This window comes from Aphanizomenon sp. CS-733/32 (assembly GCF_028330045.1).
GTDB lineage: Bacteria > Cyanobacteriota > Cyanobacteriia > Cyanobacteriales > Nostocaceae > Dolichospermum > Dolichospermum gracile.
In genome coordinates this window covers 15,380-38,301 of sequence record NZ_JAQMSE010000220.1, presented here as the reverse complement: position 1 = coordinate 38,301, position 22,922 = coordinate 15,380, and the positions used below count along the sequence as shown (strand labels likewise).

Sequence of the window (22,922 nt, the reverse complement as noted above, 5' to 3'; positions counted from 1 at the left end):
GTCTTAAAGCTCAGTCAATGTCTTCATAGAAGAGTCGCTGAGAAGCCCACACTCACCCGAAGGGGAGTGTGTGGAGTATGTCACTTGAGGTGCGTTGTTTACTTGGGGAATTTCTGGATTTTCGGGACATCTTTGATGTTCTATTTAGTTTTTCTTCTAATTCTTGTATCCACTGCTTCATCTCCTCCATCCGTGCTTTGACACTGGTTGGAGTCTGTTCCCAATCCGTTTCCGGTATTTCCGTTTTATAGGTGTGGCAGATGAGGCTGATTTTTTCCGTACCTTCTACTCTACCATGTCTTTCTACTTATTTTTCCCAGTAGCCGAATTAATCCTGTGAACAGTTACCTAGTGATGGGGGAATCATTACCGACTCTATACTAATTAACAGGTTTGAAAATAATTGAGGATTTATATAGTACGGTTATCACGACGCTCATATCTATAAAACCGAACTGTAATCAATTGATTTTCTGGTGCTACTATTTAATTGGGAAGCTAAAGATTAAGCTTCAAGAAGTTAAAAGTCAGAAGTTTTGCCAGTAGTATTATTGTTTACCAAGTTAGAAGCTTAAGATTCAGTCTCACCAAATCAGAAAGTCCAATAGTGAATTTTTGAGGAGATAGATATGACACTTGTACGTTGGAATCCTTTACGGGAAATAGAACGCTGGGAACCGTTCCCGGAAATGGGTATTATCCGTCAGCAAATGGATCGTTTGTTTGAACAATTATTACCACCAGATGGAGGGGAAAGAATAGGATTGACTTTTATTCCTCCTGCCGAAATTGCGGAAACCGATAGTGATTTGAAATTGAAAGTGGAAATACCGGGCTTGGATGCGAAAGATCTTAATGTTGAGGTCACTCCTGAGTCGGTTTCTATTAGCGGTGAGCGCAAATCGGAAACAACAACAGAAGCGGAAGGTATGACTCGCTCAGAGTTTCGTTATGGCAAATTCCAACGAGTAATCGCCTTGCCTGCGGTCGTGGATAATGAGAAGGTGGTGGCAGAATATAAGAATGGAATTCTCCATTTGACTATTCCTAAAGCCGAATCAGAAAAACACAAGGCTGTAAAGGTTAATCTCGGTTAATGGCTTTTGTTTGAAATGAATTAGTAAGGATGAGTGGTTTGACAATCATTTCATCCTTCATTTTTTTTGTAATAAGTAGGAGAGATAATAATTCATAATTTATGTTGTAAAATCTACCTAAAAATAGGTTTCCAATTATATAGTTATTTCTCAAGATAGATGCTAAAAAGCATTTCTATATGTACGAGTCATGGAGACAAAAAGTCTAGTACAGCACGGCGTAAATAAAACAACTATTCTTCATCACTAAAAAGCTGATGCCATATTATTTTTGACTTTTGACTTTTGACTTTTGACTTTTGACGAACGCCTTGCGGTACTAGCCTATATCCTTTTCGTACTTTTATGTAAGATATGAGCAAATATATCTCAGTCGCTGTTAATATATCGGAAATAGCAGTTTGTATCCTTGACATAGATAGGAGTTTCTAATTTTGGGAAAACTTCTCTAAAAACACACACTGATATAGTTTCATTTGCTTGAATAGCTATATAAAAAGGATTGAGATTGGCAATTATTAATTATGGCAACCAAAGTAATTGATGTTAGAGAATATACTGTCCGAGCGCACAAAAGACTGATTCACACACGAGTTTTCCACTTTGTTTGTAAAGAATGTAATGAGGCGACAAAGCGAGAAACTTTCGGAACTCGCCCTTTATATTGTGAAAGTTGTCGTCCTCCCCAACCTCCGAAAAAATCACTTCAGGGATCTACACCAAGCAAACCTAGAGCCATGACTTACACCAGCAATATAGATTTAGGTTGAGTGAATTGCTATGAATTCTCCAGGACAATTACAAGCACCACCCGAAGTATTTATTACGCCATTGTTGGAATTACGAGACTACTATGGGAGTCTCGCCCAAAAGTACCAACGTCTATTCATAGAGGCGCGATCGCAATTAGATAATGTAGAATCCTTATTATCTACATGGTCTTATATTGAAGACAACGAACAAGTTGAGGCTGACGAAGAAGATTCACTCTTGTTGTTGTCTTCTAATCACAGTTCCAATCGGGAATATTTGCATCCCCTAGAGTCAGAAATTCCTCAATCAGACCCTTTCAAAGTCGAACATTCCCTCTCCGAAGTCAGAGACTCGAACAATCTTTCCTATCAGCGTCGTCACTATGTTGGTAAGGGGGAAGATGTTCCCATGTTGGCTCACTATGAAAATATGACTCGCATGGAAGCACTCAAAAAGCTATTGCGAGAATATGTGGGAACTGTCTGTCACATAGATTTTATTGTGCGATCGCTCTATGGTGATTTAGAGTCTACTATTTTCAAAGTCGTTAAAGGTAGAGTCCAATCATCTCTGACCCAAGGGAGAGAAAGTGGTTATTGGTCAGCGATTCCCAATGAACCGGGCTGTTATACCCTAGATTTAAATTCACTAGGTCCAATTCAAGGTAGGGGAGTATCTAGAGGGATTAAGTCCACCAAAACCAACAAACATTTCGTCAGACCCCAAACGAAAGTAGTACCGATGTTGGCACAATTTGATGGTCAATTTTTAATTGATGCTCTGACCTTATTTCTAGAACAAAATGCCGGACGAATTTTCAATGTGAATGAGATAGTTAATGGCATTTACGGACATCTGGACCCAGAGGAAGTCAGAGAAGTCAAAAATAAGGTTCTCAATGAACTATCTAGGGGTCATCGCACAGGCCGATTTGTCAGAGTTCCTCACCAAATCGGTCTATATACTTGCGATATGAATATGGTCGCCAAAAAATAGCACAAAAAAGGTGCGTTGACAAGTTGTAACGCACCTGCTTAAAAATGGAGAGGGGGGGATTCGAACCCCCGAAGGGATATAATCCCTTAACAGATTAGCAATCTGCCGCTTTCGACCACTCAGCCACCTCTCCAGTTCATGAGTAATAATATTAGCAGAAGTTTTTGAGTCTGTCAATAGTTATTTAGTCTTTTCATTAGGGGTAGGAGTCACCGAGTCAGGAGTCAGGAGTCACCGAGTCAGCAGGAAGAATTAGAGGGAGATTTGATTTATTCAGGTTTTCGGTTTATATGGCTAACGCGCCACCCTACCCTATCAGCAAGCCCTAAATAGATTCAATGACCAATGACCACTGACCACTGACCAGTCTATAAAACTTGCGATCGCATCCAAGCTGCTGGCAAGGTGCGTAACTTTTTCCATTGGGGAACATAAGCTCGCTGACTGAACACATCATAATCATTGCGCTCAATCACCTCTAAAATCTGCTCATATAGCATAGATGCAGACCAAACAGGCCACCGAGCATCAGCAGCCAGGTAACTAATACCCTTATCTGCTTGGATGTAAAATTTACGGGCGCGATCAATTTGAAACCGCATAAGTGAACGCCAGCGGTCATCCACTACGCCGCGAATACATTCTTCCTCGGTGTAATTAAATTTGGTCAAATCTTCTAGGGGAAGATAGATTCTGCCTCGACGAGCATCTTCACCAACATCACGGAGAATATTGGTAAGTTGATTAGCAATTCCCAAAGCGATCGCCTCTTCTATAGGCAGATAGGGCTGTTGGTTTTGATACCAAGGGGCTGTATAGATACTATTATCTACCCCCATAATCGTCGTTGACATCAAACCCACAGTTCCCGCTACTCGGTAGCAGTAGAGGTATAAGTCCTCAAAAGTTGCATAGCGACTGCGATACAAGTCCATGCGCTGACCGGCGATCATATCCCGAAAGGGTTGAATATCGAGCGGAAAGCGTTGGAGAGTATCTACTAACGCTACATCATAATTATCCAATGGGCATCCCGCAAAAATGGATTCCAGTTGCTTTTCCCATAGTTCTAGGGTTTCTGGCGTGGTGATAGCAGATGCCGGACCATCCACTAATTCATCTGTACGGCGACACCAGGCATAAATTGCCCAAACAGATTGACGCTTGGCCGGACTCATCAGCATCGTACCTAAATAAAAAGTTTTAGCGTACTTAGCCGTGAGTTCCCGACAAAGGGTGTAGGAATCATCTATAGAAACCAGCGTTTTCATGCGCGGGGGGGAATCAGGCAGTTGCAGCATTCGTGGCGGGCGGTCGTGTTGGCGTTTGCAGGTTAGAGGGATTTGCTACCGTCAGCGCTTGAAATATCGCCTGCGCTGTTAGTTTACCAGAAAGTACAGCCCCTTCCATACTGGCGAGATAGCGTTGCATTGTATAATCCCCAGTCAAATAAAAGTTAGAAATGGGGGTTTGCTGTGAAGGGCGGTACTGTTGGCGACCTGGAGTAGCTTTGTAAACTGAACGCGGTGTTTTCACCACGTGATATTTCAGTATTTTAGTCGGATTATCTCCCCCAAAGTGTTGGGGAAAAAGTTTTTCTAACTCAGTAATAGTTGCAGCAACGATTTCGGCATCGGATTTAGATATCCAATCTTTGGCTGGTGCTAGAACTAATTCCAACATGGAACGGTCAGGATTGGCATATTCACGGCAAGTATTACTCATATCAGCATAAACGCTGAGGAGTGGAGAACGGGAAAATAGCAGATGATCAATATCTGTTAATTTGCGATCAAACCAGATATGAACATTAATCACCGGTACACCTTCCAAACCCTCCAATTTTTGGAAAAACTCCATAGCCTGCCAAGAACTTGGCAAAATTGGCTTTAAAGGATCAACTGGCAGGGCAGATACATAGGTATCCGCTGTAAATATTTCATCTTCTGCCCCATTTAAGCCCCGCAGCAAGAATCCTTTTACAGTTCCATCCTCGTTGAGTAAAATCTCTTTCAAGGGCGCATTCAGACGCACCTCACCACCGCGTTCAGTGATGTAGTCAATAATTGGCTGACACAATCTTTCTGTGGGTGAACCGTCCAGAAAGGCCATTTTTGAGCCGTTTTTCTCTTGGAGAAAGCGATTCAATGCCGTTAAGAGGACGGTGGCGGAAATTTCGTCTGGATCAATGAAGTTCAAGGCTTTAGACATAGCAATGAATACTTCTTTTTCTACTCTGGGGGGAACGTTTTGTTTTTGTAACCACTCCCGGAAAGAATATTTGTCCATTTCTTCGACATACTTTTGCCCCTGGAGAATAGCAGGTAGTAAACCAATCCCAAAACTGATTTTCTCCGGCCAGGTCAGCATATCGTTGTTTCTGAGAATTGCCACCATACCATTGATTGGCGCTGGCAAATCTGGAAAATCGAATCGGCTGTAAGTCCCCGGCGCTTCCGGCTGATTGAAAATCATTGTGTGTTCTTTCCACTGCAATCGATCTTCAATGTCCAATTCTTTGAATAACTGCAACATATTGGGATAGGCCCCAAAAAAAATGTGCAGTCCTGTTTCGTACCAGTCTCCATCAGCATCTTTCCACGCAGCCACTTTTCCCCCAACTACGTCTCGGCGTTCCAAAACGATGGGTGTGTGACCTAGATCAGTGAGATATTTTGCACAGGAAAGTCCTGCTAGTCCCGCTCCCGCGATTGCTACGCGCATTTAAACCTACTATTCTTCAATATTTCTTAACTGTTTTGTCGTTCTCATTATACGTTGCAATCCTTTACATTTGGCACGGTAGGTCTGATTGCTTCCCAAAAAATTCCCAAAATTTTGCCCTGACTATCTAATTTACCTTCATCTTCGCTCCAGGAGTAAACACAAAATTTTCTTACGTGATCAATATTTAGTGTAGTTTAGGACTCATTTTAAATCAGTGTATATTTTTGCTTAACTGCCCATCATCAATACAAAAAATGGCTTCTTTGCTCAGTGTTTATACGTGAAAAATCTATGTCTAATAGTAAAGTAAATAGCAAATAAAAATTGTATTCATAAGCAAAAATAATTGAAATATTAGTAATACTTCAAAACTAGATTTAAAACTTTTATTTATTTAAATCTCCATTACGGTATATGATGATCCCAGACAGTTTAATCATAATTAAATCTGAAAACGCATAGAAATTATGTAATTTCAAAAAACTTGTTCTTTGTTCGATAAAACTCTTTTTCTATTCAACCTGGGGATTATTTTTCTAGGAATTGTGCATCTATCTGGAGAATAACTAAACTATGATATCAACGGGAATACTATGGGTGAAATCCTTTACAGGAGGTGCTTTGGCGTTGACGGCAAATTTACCACTGGGTTTAATAGCTGCGTTTTCTCCAATCCAACTTCCAGCCAACTTAGTTAAGCCGCAAGCTCCATTTCTGACGATCGCTCAACAACATAAAAATGCTTGGCAAAAAACCTTAATATCAAAAACTGCTTTCACGGTTAACTGGATAAATAGGCAGTTATCGTCCTACAGAAATAAGTCTATCGCTGTACCTTCAATCACCTTGAAGGCAAAAGAAACGCAATTTTGTCCCTCTGTGCCAGAAAATATAGCTGCACAACCTCACTTGAAAAATGCTACTAACTTTTTACCAATAGTTACACAAGTTAGTGTTTCCAGGGTAGATTTATCACCTTCTACTGTTGTGCGATCGCTCCAAAGTTTCTTTAATGTCATCCGCAATCCAGTTGATCCAAATGGAAGTTATGATTACTCACCAGTATTGATTGTCAAGCGGAATCCATCCAGTTATGAAGTATGGGTTAATAACAGTTTTGTTGCCAGACTACCTGATCGAATTACAGCCAAAGCATTACAAAATCGCTTGCAGCAATTAACAAAAATACCTGCTGTACAACCTACAGAATTACAACCGGGCTTAGTAGATAAAACTCCTTCCATGATGGTAGGTAATCGGTTACTATTTGCAATAGATCAAAAACTCTCTCAGCAAATTGGTCGCAGCGGTGATATTTTGGCAATGGAATGGACTAATAATTTGCGAATAGCACTCCATACCAAACCCCTGACATTGGTACAAGGACAAATGGAAATGTATGGATTACAGTCCTCAACCACACAACTTTCTGGTATAGCTTCTTGGTATGGTGGCTATTTTCATGGTCGCTTAACCGCAAATGGTGAGATATATGATCAAGATGATTTTACTGTTGCCCATCGGACTCTACCTTTTAATACCTTCTTAAAAGTCACCAATTTAGAAAACAATAAATCCGTGATTGTCCGCGTTAATGATCGCGGTCCGTATATTTTACCCAGAAGCCTAGATTTATCTCGAACAGCGGCTCGTTGTCTCGATAGTGAACATACGGGAGTCGTAGCTTATAAAGCTGTGGTTTTACAACAAAATGCCCCGCAAATGACGTTGAAACCATCTCAACCAAAAACCGAAAATATGGCTAATGCTAAAAGTGAGTTATTAGTTTCCAATTTTTAGCTTAAACAGTAGAAGCCTCTCACCTCCCTATCGGGTAGGTGAACACAATAAAACCAAACTGTGTAAAGAAACGTAAAATCGTCCAAACCCTCTTCACTCTTGCCTCTTTCTTGCCTTTTACCTTGCCATAACGACAATTTTCAACGCCAACCTACTTATGTCAATACCCCAATCATCACAAAGCTTTGGTAATCATTTAATTCTGGGTATTTCCGGGACAAGTTTAAATGATGATGATAAACGGGCATTAAATGAACTAAAACCCATTGGTGTCATCTTTTTTGCCAAAAACTTTCTTGACGGTGTAAAATATCCAGTTTGGTTAGAACAGTTTAAAAACCTCATTGATGAAGTTCGCCAATATACTGAGCGTGACTCCATATTTACCACTTTAGATCATGAAGGTGGGCGGGTTGTACGGACACCTTTACCAATTACCCGCTTTCCTCAAGCTTATTTATTGCAGTCTCATGCTTATGAAGTTGCCAAAGCCACAGCACTAGAATTAAAATCTCTGGGAATTAATCTTTCTTGGTCTCCAGTTGCGGATATTTTCTCTAATCCCCAAAACCCGATTATTGGCGCTCGTGCATTTGGAACTACACCAGAAACCGCCAGTGAAGCAGCGGGAGAATATTACCGAGGATTACGGGAAGCAGGAATTTTAGGTTCTGCTAAACACTTTCCTGGACACGGAGATACCAGCACAGATTCCCATTTGGAATTACCAATCTTAAATTTGAGTTTAGAAGATTTGCGAAATCGGGAATTGATTCCTTTTCAAACATTAATTCAGTCAGAAATTCCATTAATTATGACGGCGCATATTTTGTTTCCGCAAATTGATCCAGAAGTACCAGCAACTTTATCTAAAATCATTTTGAATGATATTTTGCGAAAAGAGTTAGGTTTTCAAGGTGTGATAGTTTCTGATGATTTAGATATGAAAGCCGTATCTGAGATGTTTATGCAACCAGGAACGATTGCGCGGGCTTTTCATGCTGGTTGTGATTTATTTATAGTTTCTCGAAATATCAATTCCTCTTCTTTAGAACGAACATATAAAATAGCTGAAGATTTTTCTGCTAGTTTGAATAATGGTAGTTTGGATGTAGGAGTGGTGGAAGCTGCGCGGGAGAGGGTGGAAAAGTTATTACAGGTAACTCCTCAATATCCAGTTTCAACCCTTGACAAGGAGACGCTGGTGAAAAATGCGGAATTGAGTCTTCTGATCTCCTTCTAACTCCTGACTCTTAGCCCTCACAGATAACTTTTTCAGCAACCCCTATTGATCAGAAAAATACATTAGTGATTTAGTGAAAATCTGTAGTTATGTTAGCATGAGTGTTGGTGTGTCAGAACTATATGATTTCGGCATCCCTTCAACTAATCATCGCTAGAAACAATTCACTGATCCGATGGTACAATAAAAACAAATCAACTAAAGGTAGCGTTTATGGCAACCCTATTCAGTGAAACCAAATCACAGACTGGACTGGTCATCTCTTGGGAAGCCTTACCCGATGATTTTCAGTTAGAGGATGAACCAGTGGAAAATACAGGACAGCCACTTTTAGCGGGGGCTTTGCGGGAAAGTTTAGAAATAAGTGGATTTATTCAACCACAAATGTTAATTGCTGCCAATTTTGGGTTGTGTGCCACATTAAATGAGCAATTTGTGGCTAAAGCACCTGATTGGGTATATGTGCTTTCTGTTAAAGAGATATTAGCAGAACGTAAAAGCTATACACCCAATTTAGAAGGGGATGTACCGGCTGTAGTCATGGAGTTTTTATCAGATAAAGATGGTGGAGAATATTCAGTTAAACGTAGTTATCCGCCGGGAAAATGGTTTTTTTATGAACAAATTTTAAAAGTTGCTATTTACATTATTTTTGAGCCAGATGGGGGGTTATTAGAATATTATCAACTGGAAAATGGACGTTATGAATTACAACAACCAGATGAGAATGGTCGTCATTGGATTGACTCAATGGGACTGTTTTTAGGAACTTGGCGAGGGGAAAAGGAAGGTCGTTCTGGCTATTGGTTAAGATGGTGGGATCAAACAGGTAATTTGTTACCTTGGGCTGTGGAACAAATTGAACAGGAACGCCAACGTACTGAACAGGAACGCCAACGGGCTGAACAAGAACGCCAACGGGCGGAACAGGAACGTCAACGGGCGGAACAGGAACGGGAGGAAAAAGAACGGCTAATAGCTTATTTGCGATCGCAGGGAATTGACCCCGATAATTTGCCTATTAATTAGATGCCAATAATGTGGCAATATAGAACATTACTGCATTCTATCAATTGTCCGATATTGAATTGCTTCGGCTACGTGGTGAGGTTTGAGGTTTTCATCTCCTGCTAAATCGGCGATAGTTCGAGCTACTTTAAGAATGCGATCGCTCGCTCTTGCAGATAAACCTAATTTTCTAATTGCTGCTTCTAATAAATTGCGACTAGCATCATCTAATTGACACCATTTTTGTAAATGACGACTTTGCATTTGGGCATTACATTGTAAATCTTCTTTTTGAAACCGAATTACAGCTTTTTCCCTAGCTTTTTCTACTCGTTCCGCTACAGATTTCGACGCTTCTCCCGTTGGTTGTTGGGTAATTTCTTCGGGTTTTAAACGATTGACCGCTACTTGCAAATCAATTCTATCCATTAATGGTCCAGACAATTTTGCCCAATATTGTTCCCGTTGTCGAGGTGAACAAGTACAGCCTTGAATTGTATCGCCATAATAACCGCAAGGACAGGGATTTGTACTGGCTACTAATGTAAATTGTGCGGGAAAAGTCACAGATTGTTTAGTTCGAGAAATAGTCACAAACCCATCTTCTAACGGTTGACGTAAAAACTCCAAAACATCCCTTTTAAATTCCGTTAATTCATCTAAAAAAAGTACACCTCTGTGAGATAATGAGATTTCACCAGGACGGGGAAAAGTGCCACCACCAACCAAAGATGGACCAGATGCGGAATGGTGGGGACTCCGAAAAGGTCTTTCTCTAACTAAAGAACCCCGATTTTTCAACAATCCAGCCACAGAATGAATGCGTGTTACTTCCAAAGATTCAGGAAAACTTAAAGGTGGTAAAATTCCCGATAACCGCCTTGCTAACATCGTTTTTCCACTGCCTGGTGGTCCCACGAAAATCAAATTGTGTCCTCCCGCAGCCGCAATTTCTAACGCCCTGCGTGCGTGTGCTTGTCCTTTAACATCTTGCAAATCTGCTAAAGTTAAAGATGTTAACTGAGAAGTTTCTATTGTTTGATTTAACTGGACAGGTTGGTATTTTTGAGGATTATTTAATAAGTCCACCACATCAGCAACATCTTTGCAACCATAAACTGCTAAACCTTCAACAACAGCAGCTTCTTGGGCATTATCAATAGGAACAACTAAACCTGTAATTCCCATTTTTTTCGCAGTTGCAGCAATCGGTAAAACACCCGCCACCGGACGCAAACTACCATCTAGAGAAACTTCACCTAAAAATAAAAAATCTCCTAACAAATCGGCGTTAACTTGTTCAGAAGCTGCTAAAATTCCTATACTAATTGGTAAATCAAAAGCTGGTCCCTCTTTCCTCAAATCTGCGGGAGTTAAGTTAATGACAATCTTCCGTATGGGAAAGGCAAAACCGGCATTTTTCAAAGTTGCTTTTACCCGTTCTTTAGATTCTTGAATAGCCGAATCTGGTAAGCCTAAAATGACAATTCCTGGTAAACCACCAGAAACATCAACTTCCACACCCACCTTTACAGCGTCAATCCCGATGATAGATGCACTCCAAACTCTAGCCAGCATTTTTTACATATCAATAAACTTTGAGAATATCAAAGCAGATTTTTGGGTGCATTAACAATGAGTGAAATCACCCAAGAGGATTGTTAATATAATAATAGCAGCCAAAGATGCGGGTGACTCATGGTTCAAGCATTAACAAAACTTAGTTTGTTTTAAGTAGGGGTTGCTGAAAAAGTTGTCTGTGAGGGCAGGCAAGAGTTTGGGCTATCTGTTATCCCTAAATTTTCTGATTTATTCAACCCAAAATGCACGCTTTTGGGACTAAAAGACGTAAAGGTAAGATTTTTAAAGGTTCAATTTAGGAATTTCATATCTCAATATGGCTTCGCCACGCAGGCTATCAGCAACGCCTGTTTTTGCAGAGTGACAGGATTTTACACGAGTCACAACTGAAACGAAGCCGTTAGTGCTACCGCCAAAGCATCTGCCGCATCATCAGGTCGAGGAATTTCATCTAAATCCAATTCCCGCATCACAGCCTCTTGCACTTCTGACTTATCTGCCTTACCATAATTCGTTAAAGCTTGCTTAATTTGGGGAGGTGCAAATTCCACATAAGGGAGTTTACGCTGTCCTAAAACTAACATCAGTACACCCCTGGCTTGTGCTACAATAATGGTATTTGCCATCCGATAAAAGAATAATTTTTCAATGGCTACTAAATCCGGCTGTAAATCCTCCATGACGGTGTGTAAATCGTCAAATAATGTGCATAGTCGTTGACTCATTTCCATATCGGCACTGGTGCGAATTACGCCAAAATCAACCATCTGTACCCTTGTCTGTTGTTCTTTTGTTTGACTTTGCTGCCAATCAATTGCCCCAAATCCCACAGTTGCTAGTCCCGGATCTATTCCTAAAATTCGTTTTCTCATAAAATTCTTGATAACTGGGGTAATTGGTGATTGGTATTTCCTTCTTCTGACTCCTAACTGGGCGCAGGCCCTGCGCCCCTAATCGGCGATTATGAAGGATTGAATAAATGTGATGGTTTTCCCTTAGTGTGGAAACCAGGTGATGTAAATTTTTTGTTAAATATTGTTTGTACCAACTTTCCCTATTAGGTATGTTTATCGGTTTTCTGAAACAAGCCATTAATTCGCTACAGCTACAGTCTCAAGGTCGCACTTCCTATCGGGTTAACCAATGGTGCAAATGGTTGTCTCCTGGATTAGCTGTGAAACGCTGGTTACTTATCAGTATTGGGGGTGTTTTCTTAGCCAGTTTGGGGTTGGCTATTTGGGTAAAATTAACCCCGATTTTTTGGATTCTGGAATTGCTGAAAGGTCTTTTGGGTTTGCTGGCTGACATTTTACCCAACTATATCAGTGGTCCGGTACTCCTGGTATCTGGTGTGCTGTTGGTGCTGTGGGGACAATCTCGCACTGTTGGTTCAATTACGGAAGTTCTCAGACCTATTGGTGATGAAGAGGAGTTGATAGATGTCCTTTTGGCACATCGTCGCTTATACCGGGGTCCGAAAATTGTGGTTATTGGTGGTGGAACTGGACTTTCAACTTTACTCAGAGGCTTAAAAACTTATAGTGCTAATATTACTGCTATCGTCACCGTAGCAGATGATGGCGGTTCTTCTGGGAGACTGCGGGAAGAATTTGGCGTTTTACCACCGGGTGATATCCGCAATTGTTTGGCGGCGTTAGCAGATGAAGAAAAATTACTGACGGAATTATTTCAATATCGCTTTCGGGCGGGAGATGGTTTAACAGGTCACAGTTTTGGTAATTTGTTTTTAACTGCCATGACTGATATTACTGGGGATTTGGTGCAAGCGATCGCTGCCAGTTCTAAGGTATTGGCGGTGAGAGGACAAGTTTTACCTGCTACCCTTAGCGATGTCCGTCTCTGGGCAGAATTGACAGATGGTCGCCGCATTCAGGGTGAGTCGAATATTCCGAAAGCTGCGGGGAAAATTGTCAAAATTGGTTGTATTCCTGAAAATCCACCGGCAGTTCCTGCGGCAATTAAAGCCATTAAAGAAGCTGATTACATTATTATTGGTCCGGGTAGTCTTTACACTAGCTTAATTCCTAATTTGTTAGTTCAAGAAATTGCTGATGCGATCGCCGCTACTAATGTACCTCGTATCTATATCTGCAACATTATGACCCAACCAGGAGAAACTGATGGATATAGTGTTGCTGAACATATTCAAGCAATAGATGACGCTTGTGGCAATAGAAGGTTATTCGATGCCGTATTAGTTCATAAAAAAATGCCCTCAGCCCAAGCACTGATCCGTTATGCCCAACAAAACGCCCATCCAGTTTTTTTAGACCGAGAATCTGTCACCAAATTAGGACGGCGAATAGTTCCTGCGAATATTCTCTTTGAAGATGAAAATGGTGCTGTTCGCCATGACCCGCAGAGATTAGCCAAAGTTTTATTAAAATGGTACAGTGGCGCACATCACGGAAAATAAAAACCGGTGACAGGGAAATATGTTTCGCCATTACCAATTATAGCTGTAGCCAGAATGATTAGGACATTATTGATCCTTAAAACCTAATCATACCAAGGATTTCACTTTTGCCTCTTGCCTCTTCCCTCTTGCCTTCTGCTATACCAACCTAAAATATTTATGACTTCTTCGATCATTTCTCAAACTGAACCACCCCTTCCCCCTTGGGAAACTTTACCCACAATGTATGATTTACCTAGTGAAAACCCGGAGGAAAAAGGCTTGCCAGATGACTTTCATTTTTTACAACCTTTACTTTTATATTTAACATTTCAACCCATAAACTGGAATCCAGAAGTTGTTTATAGTGCGGCTGATTTGAATCTTTATTATGATCTGCAAAATCCTTTATGGTATAAACGCCCAGATTGGTTTGGTGTGGTTGGAGTGCCAAAATTATATAATGGTCAAGATTTGCGTTTAAGTTATGTCACTTGGCAAGAACCAGCAAACCCTTTTGTAGTTGTAGAATTATCATCTCCTGGTACAGAAGATGAAGATTTAGGTAATAAGGAAAGTAAGATAGGTAAACCTCCCACCAAATGGGAAGTTTATGAACGGATTTTAAGAATTCCTTACTATATTGTTTTTAGTCGCTACACCAACCAAGTCCAGGCATTTCAGTTAGTAGGTGGTCATTATGAACCTATGAATATGATTGAAGGACGCTTACTAATACCAGAATTAGGTTTAAGTTTAGGACTATGGCAAGGGACATTTCGAGATATTCCTAAGTTATGGCTAAGGTGGTTCACACTAACAGGAGAATTAATTCCTGAACCAACAGAAGAAACAATAGAAGCAAAAAGAAAAGTCGAACAACTAACACAAATGTTGCGTGATTTAGGCGTTAATCCCGATGAACTGGATAATGCTTAGACGTTACCAATTACCAATTACCAATTACCAATGAATAAAATTTCCCTTCCTAATATGGAAGCAACACAACAATTAGGTATTACCCTTGGTGAGACTTTAAATGCTGGTAGTGTGATTTTACTAGAAGGCGATTTAGGTGCTGGTAAAACTACCTTAGTCCAAGGGATTGGTAAAGGTTTGGGAATAATCGACTCTATTGTTAGTCCTACTTTTACTTTGATTAATGAGTACCCAGAAGGGCGCATTCCCCTTTATCACTTAGATTTATACCGTCTAGAACCTCAAGAAGTTACAGGATTGAACCTCGAAAGTTACTGGGAAGGCATAGAAGTAACACCGGGAATCGTGGCTATTGAATGGGCGGAACGAATGCCATATTTACCAGATAGTTATTTAAAGGTATGTTTAAAATATGGTGAAAATGGCGAACGTCAAGCCGAAATTATTACTGTAAATTGTGAATTATCAACAACTGACAACTAACTACGAAAAAGTTAAAGCTTGTCCGCGAACTTGTGTATTTAGCTGACCATGATCATAAACAATTTCACCACCGACAATTGTTGTTACAGGCCAACCTGTTAAATTCCAACCTTCAAAAGAATTCCAACCACACTTGCTGACAACTTCTTCCCGTTTAACTTCATGGTAATTTTTTAAATCTACCAAAACTAAATCAGCATCATATCCAGGGGTGATTTCTCCCTTGTTAGGAATACCATAAGCTACCGCGACAGCTTTAGACATCCATTGCACAACTTGGGCAACAGTACATTTTCCATCCATAGCAGCGGTTAACATTAAAGGTAAAGAAGTTTCTACACCGGGCATTCCTGAAGGAGTGTTGGGGTAGGTTTGGGCTTTTTCCTCCAGAGTGTGGGGGGCGTGGTCAGTGGCAATGAAATCAATAATACCATCACGTAGAGCTTGCCAGAGAACTTGATTATCATGGGGCGATCGCAAAGGTGGATTCATTTGTGCTAAGGTACCAATAGTTGCATAAGCACTAGTATTCAACAGTAAATGTTGTGGTGTTACCTCTGCCGTCACCCAACTAGGTTTATCCTCACGTAGTAACTCCGCTTCCTCTGCTGTTGACATATGCAGAATATGTAACCGGCGTTGATATTTTTTAGAAAGCTTTAACGCCAATTGCGTTGCCAGCAAAGCAGCTAGATTATCTTGAATTTGGGAATGAATAGCCGGGTCTGTAATCCCCGCAAACTCCTGTTTGCGTTGATTAATTCTCGCTTGGTCTTCGGCATGAACAGCAATTAAACGAGTTCCCTGGGCAAAAATCGCCTCTAGTGCCTCTTCTTGGTTTACCAACAACTGTCCGTGCATTGACCCCATAAATACCTTAATTCCCGGTGTTGGCTGGGCAGAAAGTAAATCTGGTAAATTATCCGCCGTAGCCCCAATAAAAAAGCCATAATTAACCAAGCACTTCTGGGCTGCCCGTTGTAACTTGTCATCTAAAGCTGATTGAGTAATGGTTAAAGGTCTTGTATTCGGCATTTCTAGAAAGGAAGTAACTCCCCCCTTAGCGCAAGCACAACTGGCAGTAAATAAGTCTTCCTTATATTCTAGACCCGGTTCACGGAAATGCACCTGGGGGTCAATCACACCAGGCAACAAAGTTAATCCTTGTGCGTCAATGTCACAAGTGGGTGTGGCATTAGTAATTTCTTGCCCTACTTGGGTGATTTGCCTTCCTTCTATCAGCACATCGCCAATCATTGACTCACCATTGGGTAAAATAATTTCAGCGTGGCGAATCAGTAAACTTTGTGGATTTGACATGGATTTAAAATTTTTCGGGATAAAGGAACTATTTATAGATGATAGATAACCTTTTCTTTAAGGTAAACTTAATTGGCACGAAGAATCGGCGATTTTGGTTTTGTGTTAAAAAATGTTTATAGTCAAGAAAGCTAAAAACCTGAATGTTTGTAGCTGAATAAAAGAAAAACACTAGATTTTTTACTTTATTTACCTACCATCTGCTCCATATTGTTAAGATTAATAATATCAAGTCTCTCCGTCTGAGTTCAATACTAGTCTGATAACATACTTCAACAATTTCATGCAAAATCAAGCGTCTGATAAAAACTCTAGCCAAGAACCCGATAACTCCTGGATAGTAGAGCTAGGTAAAACGATGATACTGAGTATCTTTCTAGCCCTAGGAATTCGTACCTTTGTTGCTGAAGCCCGTTGGATTCCCACTGGCTCTATGGAACCAACTTTACATGGTGTTAAAGACCAATGGAAGGCAGACAAAATTATTGTTGATAAAGTAAAGTATAGATTTGCTAAACCGGAACGGGGAGATATAGTAGTATTTTCGCCGCCCCAAGAAATACAAAATAATCCTGAACGGGAAGCATTTATTAAAAGAGTAATCGGTTTGCCTGGTGAAAAAGTAGAATTGAGAAAAGGCAAAGTCTATATCAACAGCAAGCCTTTACGGGAAGATGTTTACCTAGCTCCTACCGTACAAACATTCGTTGATGCTTGCAATAGCACTGGACTTCAGCCTCCTTTTTTAGCTCAACCAGAAGTTATCCCCCAAAATTCCTACCTCATGCTTGGTGATAATCGTCCTAACAGTTATGATGGGCGTTGTTGGGGCGTTGTTCCCCGTAGTAATATTATTGGTCGGGCTGTAGTTCGTTTTTGGCCTCTCGATAGAATGGGTGCAATTGATAAATCTCCTGCCTATTCATCTCCACAACCATGAAACAATGTCATACCTAGCAAGGATTTTGCTATATCCAATCAAGTCACTGGATGGTATGGAAGTAGAGGAGGCAACTATTCTCTCCAGTGGCGCACTTCAGTATGATGTCCGCTTTTTAGGAATTAACCCTTGTCAACGTTGTGTTGTCCCCACGCGGGACACTTATACAGGGGAGGCTTATCCAAACTTTCAGAAAATCTTTGGGCAAAAACGCCAAGCAACTATGCCCACTTATGTAAATACAGCGCAATTTAATCATTTTTATAGATTAAGTGTAAATACCAGAGTTCCCGTGGCAGAAGTAGGGAAAATAATTACTTTGGGCAGTAGTATTGAAATATGCCAATAAAAAATTAGTAACAAAAAAATCTAAATTTTCCTGATCACAGGCTGCAATTTCCAGTGAAATAAACGCATAATGGAAATGTGACTGATTTATTAGCCCCTTTACAATCCCTAAAACAAGGTAATTGGTTCAAATTGATTTGCGGAGCCAGTTATCAACATCTTCCTGCGGTCAGAAATCTCACGTTAGCATACACTTTGGCGGGTGCTGACTGTATAGATGTAGCTGCCGACCCGGCAGTTATTGCCACTACTCAGGAAGCTTTACTGATAGCCCAAAACTTGGTAGAGGATGCCCAGCAGCGAGGCTTTGCCTTTACAGGTAATTTACCATTGTTAATGGTTAGTCTCAATGATGGTGAAGATCCCCATTTTCGGAAAGCTGAGTTTAATAATCAGGACTGTCCTAGCGATTGTTCCAGACCATGTGAAAAAATTTGTCCAGCCCAAGCAATTTTATTTAACAATACCAAAGATGATTTTTCTGGAGTAATTTCTGAAAAATGTTATGGCTGTGGCCGTTGCCTTCCTATCTGTCCCTATGGGATAATTTATACAAAATCTTATGTGTCAACGCCAGGAGCGATAGCTTCGCTTGCCAGGGGCAACGCACCATTGATTATGTCAACAGGAATAGATGCTGTAGAAATTCATACTCAAGTGGGGCGGTTGGCAGAATTCCAACGGTTATGGGATGCAATGACACCCTGGGTAGATCAATTAAAATTGGTAGCCATCAGTTGTAACGATGGAGAAGGGTTAACTGATTACCTACAAGCTATTTACAATTTAATTGTCCCCCGTCCCCAGTTTTTAATTTGGCAAACTGATGGACGTTCAATGAGTGGTGATATTGGTGATGGTACTACCATCGCCACAATCAAATTAGGACAAAAAGTTTTGACAGCAAACCTACCGGGATATGTGCAGTTAGCAGGCGGCACTAATAGCTACACCGTCCCTAAATTGCGGGGAATGGGACTTCTCCAAGAGGCAAGGGAGCAGGGAGCAAATAAGGAAAGGGAGCAGGGAGCGGGGAGCAAGGGGGGAAATGAAGAAATGGAGCAAGGAACAGGATATAAGCAGGAAAATTCATCTCCCCTGCCCCCTGCCCCCTGCCCCTCTGCCTTTATCTCTGGGATTGCCTATGGTAGTTACGCTCGTGTATTGCTGTCACCCATTCTTGACCAGTTGGAAAACAAGGAGGTGATTAACACTGATAGTCAAGGTCATATGCGCCTAGAAGAAGACCCGAAATTACTGTGGGAGGCTGTAAGGCTTGCCCATACTCTCGTTTCCCAGATTAAGTCTGGGCAGTAACGCTCCAACCATGTCTCTAAAAACGTCAAGTCACCAATAGAAAGCATGACGATTACAGAAGATCTCCAAAAGTTGTTAGATATTTTGCCTCAAGACCTCCAAAAAAAATTAGAGAATCATCCGAAAGGGGATATTTTAGTTGAGGTAGTCTTGGATTTAGGCCGTCGCCCTGAAGCTCGGTTTCCCTATGCAGCGGAGTATCTGAGCGAAACACCGGTCACTCAAGCACAGATAGATGATTGCATTCAACGAGTTGGAAATTTTGGGGGGGATAATCGGGCTGGAATTGAGCAAACTTTGCATCGGATCAGTGCTATCCGCAACCGTAGTGGTAAAATTATTGGCTTAACTTGTCGTGTCGGCAGGGCAGTATTCGGAACAATTGCCATGATCCGCGATTTGGTGGAAACTGGTCAATCAATTCTCATGCTGGGTCGTCCTGGTGTTGGCAAAACTACAGCTTTAAGAGAAATCGCCCGTGTGTTGGCGGATGATTTGCATAAGCGAGTGGTGATTATTGACACATCTAACGAAATTGCTGGGGATGGTGATGTTGCTCACCCGGCCATTGGTCGGGCAAGACGGATGCAAGTTTCTCAGCCAGAGTTACAACATCAAGTCATGATTGAGGCTGTGGAAAACCATATGCCAGAAGTCATTGTCATTGATGAAATTGGTACAGAACTGGAAGCTTTAGCAGCCCGGACAATTGCCGAACGCGGGGTACAATTGGTGGGAACTGCCCACGGTAATCAGATTGAAAACCTAATTAAAAATCCTACTCTGTCGGATTTGGTTGGGGGGATTCAGGCGGTGACACTGGGAGATGATGAGGCAAGACGGCGTGGTTCGCAAAAGACGGTTTTGGAACGCAAAGCTCCGCCTACTTTTGAGATTGCTGTGGAAATGTTGGAACGGCAACGCTGGGTAGTTCATGAGTCTGTGGCTGATACGGTTGATACGTTGTTACGTGGTCGTCAACCTACTCCACAAACTAGAACTGTTGATGATCATGGCAAGGTTGCTATTGTTAGACAGTTGGCTGTAGTCAATGGTGGCAATGGTAATGGTCACGTTACGAATGTGGAAGAATCTTTCCTCTCTGCTAAACCTAATGGTTGGCGTTCTTCTGGACAAATGGTGGCTTTACCACCTTTATCTCTGGATAGAGAAAGACCAACGGGACGCAGTGAATTTGACCGGTTGTTGGATGAATCTTTCAATTACTCGGAAAGTTTTGATTTTGCCAGCCGTAAACAAGCAGGTCCCAATGGGGAAGATTTACCATTGCATATTTACCCCTATGGGGTGAGTCGTCACCAATTGGAACAGGTGATTAATGTGTTAACTTTGCCAGTGATATTGACCAAAGACTTAGATAGTGCGGATGCTATTTTAGCTTTGCGATCGCACGTCAAGAATCACGCTAAGTTAAGACAAATGGCTAAGGCTCGTCATGTCCCCATTCATGTGATCAAGTCTAGTACAATTCCCCAAATTACTCGCAGTCTCCGCCGCTTACTAAATATTGATGATCCAGATATGGGCGACGACAGAGAGTTACAACTGTTACTACACAACGGTGGTGATGATGAAATGGACGCTTTGGAGGAAGCAAGACTTGCTGTAGAGCAGATTGTTATCCCTAAAGGTCAGCCTGTGGAGTTATTACCCCGTTCTTCCCAAGTGCGGAAAATGCAGCATGAGTTGGTGGAACATTATCGTCTCAAATCCGATAGTTTTGGCGATGAACCGAATCGGCGGTTAAGAATTTACCCGGCGTAGGTTGTTGATAAATTTTCCCTGAAATGATTGTTTTTAAGTCTTTTCAGGGGATTCTTGGGAGGGGAATTTATGAAATAAATGGCAATCCTATTTGATTTGTGAACATTGCAAAAGTCAGATCCCCGACTTCTTAAAGAAGTCGGGGATCTTGTTGCTCATAACTCATTTAGGATTGCTATAAATAGGGATTGTTAAATAAACCTAAAACCATTTATTAACAAAGTGTTTCGCGGATTTTTACCACAAAAAAGTGCAAGGTTTTGGCTAATGGTGTCTCGAAATAGGTGCATTTTTCCTTGTCGGATTGGGAAAATTGAGGATATCCAGTTGAGATCTTCAAAATTCTCTCTTGAGAAGGATTCTGAAAATATAAATAACCTATAGGATGGATTATATATTTTACCCTGAGTGAAGTTGGGCTTGGTTTACCCTCCAAGCCTTTTTATCTTTTTGTTCGTCCTGCAACCTATTATTTATTGGCTGTCATACCTGGACTTTGTGCTTCTTGTATCATCTCAGGAGAAAGTTCTCGCACTGTGCGAAAGGGAAATAGACGAGTTGAGGAAATTTGAGCATAGTCAGAAGTTAGAAAAGGAGCATATTGACTAGCTTCAGGAGTTAACTGTGCTGCCATTGCTAGGGTAATACCTTTGAGAAACTGCCGCACATCTTTAGCTTGTTCTCCAACTACTTCTTTGTTCAAGATAGGTGTATTTGGTTTCCCCATTTGATATGGAGTCAGACTAGGATCTATGATGCTTAAATGAGAAGCACCAACCACACCCACCAACCATTTTGGAGAGGGAATTTTCGCAAAACCCGTAACTTGTTCAGTTAATGCAGGGGTGATTTTATCTGCGGAACTGGAGAGGATTAATGTAGGGATTTGTACGTTTGTTAATCCAGTTTCCCCAAACATTAAAGAAGTGGTAGGATTAAGAGCGATCGCCTGTTTAATTCTCCCATCGCGCAATTGATAGGTTTTTTCTGGTAATGCTTGAGCCACACATTGAAGAGTTTCACCCAAGTTAGCCTTAGCTAAGTTTTGCTGACAGCGTTGTTTGAGGGTTTCGATTTGTAATTCGCCCCCAGCCAATGCCAAAGCCGTTCCCCCACCAAAGGAATAACCTACAACCATCACATTATTAGTTGCTAATTTTCCCCGTAAAGGACTATTCGCAGCTTGGTTAACTTTTTCCAATTCATCAACAATAAAACTCACATCTTTGGGACGGTCTAAAAATTCTTGGGGTGCAACCAGTTGTTTTCTACCTTTGGTGACCGCCTTGAAATTAGTTTCATTACTACCAGGATGTTCTAAAGCCGCAACGACATAACCATAAGAAGCCAAATGTTCGGCTAAATAACGCAAGTCAGTCCGCACCGAACCCCAACCATGAGAAAAGACAATTACGGGTTTATTTACACTGACAGCGGTAGAGAAATAAACATCCAGGGGAATTTTTCGTTGACGCTTTTGGTCATTGAAACTTAACTTGAGTATCTGTACCTGTGCGCTTCCTGCTTGAGTAGGATCTAGAGAAGAGGCAACTTTGATATCTTTGGGGTTAACTTGGGGAGAAAGACCAAACATAAACCGCTGAGTGCGGACAAATGCACCATTTAAACTCCCCGCCACAGTTAAAGCCTGGGGTAAATTAATTTCTAGGCGTTTACTGGGATAGGCAGCAATAAAACTTAGTATAGATAAACCCTGTGGAGAATTAGCAGCTAAAACCAATCCCCCTTTCATAGCTTGTAATCCCGATTGATCTCGACGGGTAATAGCTGTAGAGACATCGCTAAGGATTGTAGTCCCAATTTGGGTATTGATTAATCTACCTAAAGTAGCAACATTTATGGGAATTCGGATTTTTAGTCCCTCTACCAAAAAACGACGTTGTTCTTCAGTCATTCTTTTGGTATAAGTTCCCAAACTATCTGGTAATTTGCCAGTTTCCGTAGATTTTTTTAACTCTTCCAAGGATACAGATTCCTCTATGGGTCCATAACGAATCACAACTGTATCTGCTGCTTGTACGGAAGAATTAACTCCAAAAAACGGTGTTAGGGCGACAATACAAAATGCCCCTGCAAATACCTTAAAATTCTTCCAGTTTTTCTCTGTGAACATCTTTATATTGCCCCTCAACTTAGGAGATTCTACCT

The 22,922-nt window shown here is 41.1% G+C and carries 19 protein-coding genes and 1 tRNA gene; 13 read left to right on the top strand and 7 right to left on the bottom strand.

What is annotated here, in order from left to right:
- The first annotated feature begins 629 nt into the window (after nt 1–629).
- The 3 genes from PN471_RS18425 to PN471_RS18415 all read left to right on the top strand — a co-directional run bounded on the left by PN471_RS18425 (nt 630) and on the right by PN471_RS18415 (nt 2,846).
- A complete protein-coding gene (locus PN471_RS18425) occupies nt 630–1,097 on the top strand; it encodes an Hsp20/alpha crystallin family protein (RefSeq protein ID WP_271778075.1) in 468 nt (155 codons plus the stop codon).
- A gap of 524 nt (nt 1,098–1,621) precedes the next feature.
- Entirely contained in the window at nt 1,622–1,867 is a 246-nt protein-coding gene (locus PN471_RS18420; protein ID WP_271778074.1) for a hypothetical protein, read from the top strand.
- A 10-nt stretch (nt 1,868–1,877) separates the two neighbouring features.
- A complete protein-coding gene (locus PN471_RS18415) occupies nt 1,878–2,846 on the top strand; it encodes a hypothetical protein (RefSeq protein WP_271778073.1) in 969 nt (322 codons plus the stop codon).
- 45 nt (nt 2,847–2,891) lie between these two features.
- Here PN471_RS18415 and PN471_RS18410 read toward each other — a convergent pair.
- The 3 genes from PN471_RS18410 to pds all read right to left on the bottom strand — a co-directional run bounded on the left by PN471_RS18410 (nt 2,892) and on the right by pds (nt 5,570).
- Nucleotides 2,892–2,979, bottom strand: a tRNA-Ser gene (locus PN471_RS18410).
- A gap of 235 nt (nt 2,980–3,214) precedes the next feature.
- Complete coding sequence (gene crtB, locus PN471_RS18405) at nt 3,215–4,147, bottom strand: 15-cis-phytoene synthase CrtB (RefSeq protein WP_271778072.1); 933 nt, start codon at nt 4,145–4,147, stop codon at nt 3,215–3,217.
- Nucleotides 4,131–5,570 (bottom strand): 15-cis-phytoene desaturase, encoded by a 1,440-nt coding sequence (gene pds, locus PN471_RS18400; protein ID WP_193894707.1) that lies wholly within the window; start codon nt 5,568–5,570, stop codon nt 4,131–4,133. The genes crtB and pds overlap by 17 nt, the downstream gene beginning before the upstream one ends.
- Nucleotides 5,571–6,146: 576 nt before the next feature.
- On the opposite strand from pds, the gene PN471_RS18395 reads away from it, so the two are divergent.
- The 3 genes from PN471_RS18395 (at nt 6,147) to PN471_RS18385 (ending at nt 9,645) form a co-directional block, all read left to right on the top strand.
- Entirely contained in the window at nt 6,147–7,373 is a 1,227-nt protein-coding gene (locus tag PN471_RS18395) for a septal ring lytic transglycosylase RlpA family protein (protein ID WP_271778071.1), read from the top strand.
- A 157-nt stretch (nt 7,374–7,530) separates the two neighbouring features.
- A complete protein-coding gene (gene nagZ, locus PN471_RS18390) occupies nt 7,531–8,616 on the top strand; it encodes a beta-N-acetylhexosaminidase (RefSeq protein ID WP_271778070.1) in 1,086 nt (361 codons plus the stop codon).
- A 213-nt stretch (nt 8,617–8,829) separates the two neighbouring features.
- The gene (locus tag PN471_RS18385; protein ID WP_271778069.1) at nt 8,830–9,645 is read left to right on the top strand and encodes a Uma2 family endonuclease; all 816 of its coding nucleotides are present in this window, start codon (nt 8,830–8,832) and stop codon (nt 9,643–9,645) included.
- A 27-nt stretch (nt 9,646–9,672) separates the two neighbouring features.
- On the opposite strand, the gene PN471_RS18380 is transcribed toward PN471_RS18385, so the two are convergent.
- Together PN471_RS18380 and ruvC are read right to left on the bottom strand one after the other, a co-directional pair.
- Nucleotides 9,673–11,202, bottom strand: a complete 1,530-nt coding sequence (locus PN471_RS18380; RefSeq protein WP_271778068.1) for a YifB family Mg chelatase-like AAA ATPase — start codon at nt 11,200–11,202, stop codon at nt 9,673–9,675.
- 383 nt (nt 11,203–11,585) lie between these two features.
- The gene (ruvC, locus tag PN471_RS18375; protein WP_271778067.1) at nt 11,586–12,077 is read right to left on the bottom strand and encodes a crossover junction endodeoxyribonuclease RuvC; all 492 of its coding nucleotides are present in this window, start codon (nt 12,075–12,077) and stop codon (nt 11,586–11,588) included.
- 191 nt (nt 12,078–12,268) lie between these two features.
- Here ruvC and PN471_RS18370 point away from each other — a divergent pair, with 191 nt between their 5' ends.
- From PN471_RS18370 to tsaE, 3 genes are all read left to right on the top strand, one after another.
- A complete protein-coding gene (locus PN471_RS18370; protein ID WP_271778066.1) occupies nt 12,269–13,642 on the top strand; it encodes a gluconeogenesis factor YvcK family protein in 1,374 nt (457 codons plus the stop codon).
- 159 nt (nt 13,643–13,801) lie between these two features.
- A complete protein-coding gene (locus tag PN471_RS18365) occupies nt 13,802–14,560 on the top strand; it encodes a Uma2 family endonuclease (protein ID WP_271778065.1) in 759 nt (252 codons plus the stop codon).
- Between the two features lie 30 nt (nt 14,561–14,590).
- The gene (gene tsaE / locus PN471_RS18360) at nt 14,591–15,043 is read left to right on the top strand and encodes a tRNA (adenosine(37)-N6)-threonylcarbamoyltransferase complex ATPase subunit type 1 TsaE (protein WP_271778064.1); all 453 of its coding nucleotides are present in this window, start codon (nt 14,591–14,593) and stop codon (nt 15,041–15,043) included.
- On the opposite strand, the gene PN471_RS18355 is transcribed toward tsaE, so the two are convergent.
- On the bottom strand, nt 15,044–16,363 hold the full coding sequence (locus PN471_RS18355) for a dihydroorotase (RefSeq protein WP_271778063.1): 1,320 nt from the start codon (nt 16,361–16,363) through the stop codon (nt 15,044–15,046). It abuts the gene before it with no gap.
- A 283-nt stretch (nt 16,364–16,646) separates the two neighbouring features.
- Between PN471_RS18355 and lepB the strand changes: the two genes are divergently transcribed.
- The 4 genes from lepB (at nt 16,647) to PN471_RS18335 (ending at nt 20,753) form a co-directional block, all read left to right on the top strand.
- Complete coding sequence (gene lepB, locus PN471_RS18350) at nt 16,647–17,303, top strand: signal peptidase I (RefSeq protein WP_271778062.1); 657 nt, start codon at nt 16,647–16,649, stop codon at nt 17,301–17,303.
- A gap of 4 nt (nt 17,304–17,307) precedes the next feature.
- Entirely contained in the window at nt 17,308–17,652 is a 345-nt protein-coding gene (locus tag PN471_RS18345; RefSeq protein ID WP_271778061.1) for an MOSC N-terminal beta barrel domain-containing protein, read from the top strand.
- 77 nt (nt 17,653–17,729) lie between these two features.
- Nucleotides 17,730–18,968, top strand: coding sequence for a circadian clock protein LdpA (gene ldpA / locus PN471_RS18340; RefSeq protein ID WP_271778060.1), 1,239 nt, complete (start codon nt 17,730–17,732; stop codon nt 18,966–18,968).
- A 45-nt stretch (nt 18,969–19,013) separates the two neighbouring features.
- A complete protein-coding gene (locus tag PN471_RS18335; protein ID WP_271778059.1) occupies nt 19,014–20,753 on the top strand; it encodes a R3H domain-containing nucleic acid-binding protein in 1,740 nt (579 codons plus the stop codon).
- A gap of 469 nt (nt 20,754–21,222) precedes the next feature.
- Here PN471_RS18335 and PN471_RS18330 read toward each other — a convergent pair whose 3' ends face one another.
- Nucleotides 21,223–22,887 carry an alpha/beta hydrolase gene (locus PN471_RS18330; protein WP_271778058.1) on the bottom strand — a complete coding sequence of 555 codons (1,665 nt, stop codon included), beginning with the start codon at nt 22,885–22,887 and terminating at the stop codon, nt 21,223–21,225.
- Between the last annotated feature and the right edge of the window lie 35 nt (nt 22,888–22,922).